Below are 2,790 nucleotides of genomic sequence, written 5' to 3'. Positions count from 1 at the left end.
GGGAGGCCTAGGAACACCTTGGTCAATCACTAATTTCTGGAAGAAATATTTTAACGATAAACCTGACTCTAATTCTGACCGCCGACGTTATTAATATACAAAGCCCTTGCCTTTTCTTGGGTAGGGGCTGTCTTTATTTCATAGTATAGGAGAAAATAGAATGAAAAAGATAATCTCACGTCACTACTTTATTATAGCTTTTCTACTAGTTATTGCTGACCAGAAGTTCAGTGATCTAGTTTTACGCAGCGATCTTGCTGTGGGTCTATCTGACTTTATCTATTATCTGTCGGATATGATGTTGAACTTTCTTGTGGTTCTGTTTGCTCTTCTTGTTATGATTTGGTCGGGGAAATGGCAGAAAATCAACAGTAGAAAGTTTAAAGGATCCTATCTTTTCTATTCCTTCCTAGCTCTGCTTGCTTTTGTTGTTTGGAATTTTGTCACATTTTATCTTTTCCCATCTACCAAAAATGAAATTTCTTATCAACTCGCCATTCCGACTTTTAAAGGAGCTACGGCATTTTTGATGTATTTTTTCTATCCTGTGATTGCAGGCCCCATTTTTGAAGACATGATTTATCGTGGATTGGTGATGACTGCTCTGGAAAGAGGGAAGAAATGGGGACTGGATGTACTTGGCTCAGCTATATTATTTGGAGTCTTACACATTAGTGGCCATGGTTGGGTTTTGACAGATTTTTTCGTATATATGGGTGGCGGTCTCATATTTGCAGTCTTATTTAGAGTGACAAAGTCGATTTATTGGCCTATTGGGCTGCATATAGTCTACAATGGCATTGGTCAAATTTTACCGTTGCTGTAATTTTGGGTGCTCAATAATATCGGTCTATTTTGTGGGGGAAAGCTTCCCATTTGAACTCAAAAAGGAGTTGCGATGAAAGTATTTATTCAACTAATTAAATAAGGAAATAAAGAGACAAACAAAGAAAAGAGTAATATTTCCTAACGAAGAAGCCCTTGAACGTTGCTTGGTTAGTATTTTTGAAAACTACAATTTTAAAAATGAACAACGGATTCATAAAGGTTTTAGATTTTGTTCAGACAACTTAGAAAGCTTGATTTTATAACTTAATAAACTCTACTTGAGTGTTTACACAAAATTATTGACAGAACCTTTTTATGCGAGAAATCGATTTGATTTATTCTATCTCTGTGTTATTTTTATAATTGTATATATAGCTTTGCCGATAGCGAGTGCGTAGATAAAGAAGATAGCGAAACCAAAGAGAAAAATCAATCCTGCGATAGCGAGGAGCTTCAGCCAAGAAGGCAGATTTTTATTTTCACGTGTTACCAATACATAGTTCGAAATAGCGAAGAATGTTGTTGTCAGGGCAGAACCGATCATGGTAAAGCGGGGCATGGTTGAAACTTGACCAGCAAAGAACTTGATGATGACGATACCGATGATAGCAGTGATGGTTATCCAGATGTTCAAAGATTTACTACTGTCTTCTTTTTGACGAATCAAGAGTCGTAGGGAAAACCGATTGACGCGAGAGTAGCTATCGATAATAGTGATGACTGTTCCAAAGATACAGAGAAAGGCGATAAAAGTAATCAAGTAACGGGATCATTCCCCAAGAACAGAGGCATACATACCCACGAATTGAGAAATGCACTTGGCTGAAGCATCTTCAACCGCTTGTCCTGTAAGGTATTAAATGAGTTCTTCAAGTGCCACAAAGATACGGTTAAGATAGTTGTTCCAACGGAACCAACGCTAAAGTTAAAAAGGGCGTCTTCGGCATTAAAGTTAATAGTTTTTTCTTTTCGGTTGACTAAAGTGGGTTGACAGCTAAGATTTCAATAGCAATAGTCAAGGCAGATATGATCCATTTTGCTATACTATCCAATAGTTTGTAGCCACCAGAGAGTATCATGGTCCAAATGACTGCAACAAGGATAAGGGACCATTGAGTGATGCTAAGACCAATCATTGGGAAAGCGCTAGCGATGATGGCTGAGCAAAGGATAGCGACTCCAGCTGTGCTGACCATAGCAGAGAAGACATTGAGGACAAAGAAAATCCAGGGATAGATTTTTCCTTTTTTGGCATAGCCTTCGATCAAGGTTTTACCAGTGTCAGCAGTATATTCGGCACCAGAACGGAAAAATGGATATTTAAAAACATTAGCCAAGATAACCAAGAGGAGTAGTGACCAACCATAAGAACCACCAGCTTGAGTGGAGGATACGATGTGAGAATCTCCGACGGTGGCAGAAGCCATTAGGATTTCTGGTCCATTGCCTTTAGTTTGCTTGCCCATGTTGACTGGTTTGATAAAGTAACTTGTGACATAATAAACGCTTTTATTTTTGAATTTTCAGAATAATCTGAATAGATAGCTGCTATTCTACAAAAGACTCAAAAGAAATGTAAGGACATTTTGAAAAATTATAGAAAACTTTACATGTATTAATGAAATTACTCCAAGGTGAATATGGTTAAGCCTAAAAAATCCGAGAAGAAAGCTTCTCGGATTTCCGGCTCCTTGTCAACTGTAGTGGGTGACTTATAGCTAACATCTAGAGAGGACCAGATTGGTTCTCTCTTTTATGATGTTCAAAGTGACCAAAATTATCGTTTTAAAGTTTTTGAAGTTTCTAAAACTAAAGGTTTGTCGTTTTATGTCTTTGATAAGCTTGTTGGTTACTTCCAACTTGGCATTTGAGTAAGGGTACTCGCAGGCATTGATGAATGATATACCCTTTGTATTTTCTAAAGGTCTTAAAAGCTGTTCGAAAGGCCTTGTCCTCAATCAG

General features: G+C 37.7%; 1 protein-coding gene and 4 pseudogenes. 3 read left to right on the top strand and 2 right to left on the bottom strand.

The window, feature by feature from the left end:
- The 3 genes and pseudogenes from SORDD16_RS12285 to SORDD16_RS11065 all read left to right on the top strand — a co-directional run.
- Window positions 1-94, top strand: a pseudogene (locus SORDD16_RS12285) (peptide pheromone VP1); the annotation flags it as partial.
- A gap of 66 nt (window positions 95-160) precedes the next feature.
- Window positions 161-826, top strand: a complete 666-nt coding sequence (locus SORDD16_RS01825; RefSeq protein ID WP_061452135.1) for a CPBP family intramembrane glutamic endopeptidase — start codon at window positions 161-163, stop codon at window positions 824-826.
- A 94-nt stretch (window positions 827-920) separates the two neighbouring features.
- Window positions 921-1,091, top strand: a pseudogene (locus SORDD16_RS11065) (transposase); the annotation flags it as partial.
- Window positions 1,092-1,168: 77 nt separating this feature from the next.
- Here the strand turns inward: SORDD16_RS11065 and SORDD16_RS01820 are convergent.
- Window positions 1,169-2,326: pseudogene (locus tag SORDD16_RS01820) on the bottom strand (divalent metal cation transporter).
- Window positions 2,327-2,546: 220 nt separating this feature from the next.
- Window positions 2,547-2,790: pseudogene (locus tag SORDD16_RS10485) on the bottom strand (transposase); the annotation flags it as partial.

Source organism: Streptococcus oralis, assembly GCF_001578945.1.
GTDB lineage: Bacteria > Bacillota > Bacilli > Lactobacillales > Streptococcaceae > Streptococcus > Streptococcus oralis_Q.
Note: the sequence above shows the minus strand (reverse complement) of the source record. Positions and strands in the feature narration are given on the sequence as shown.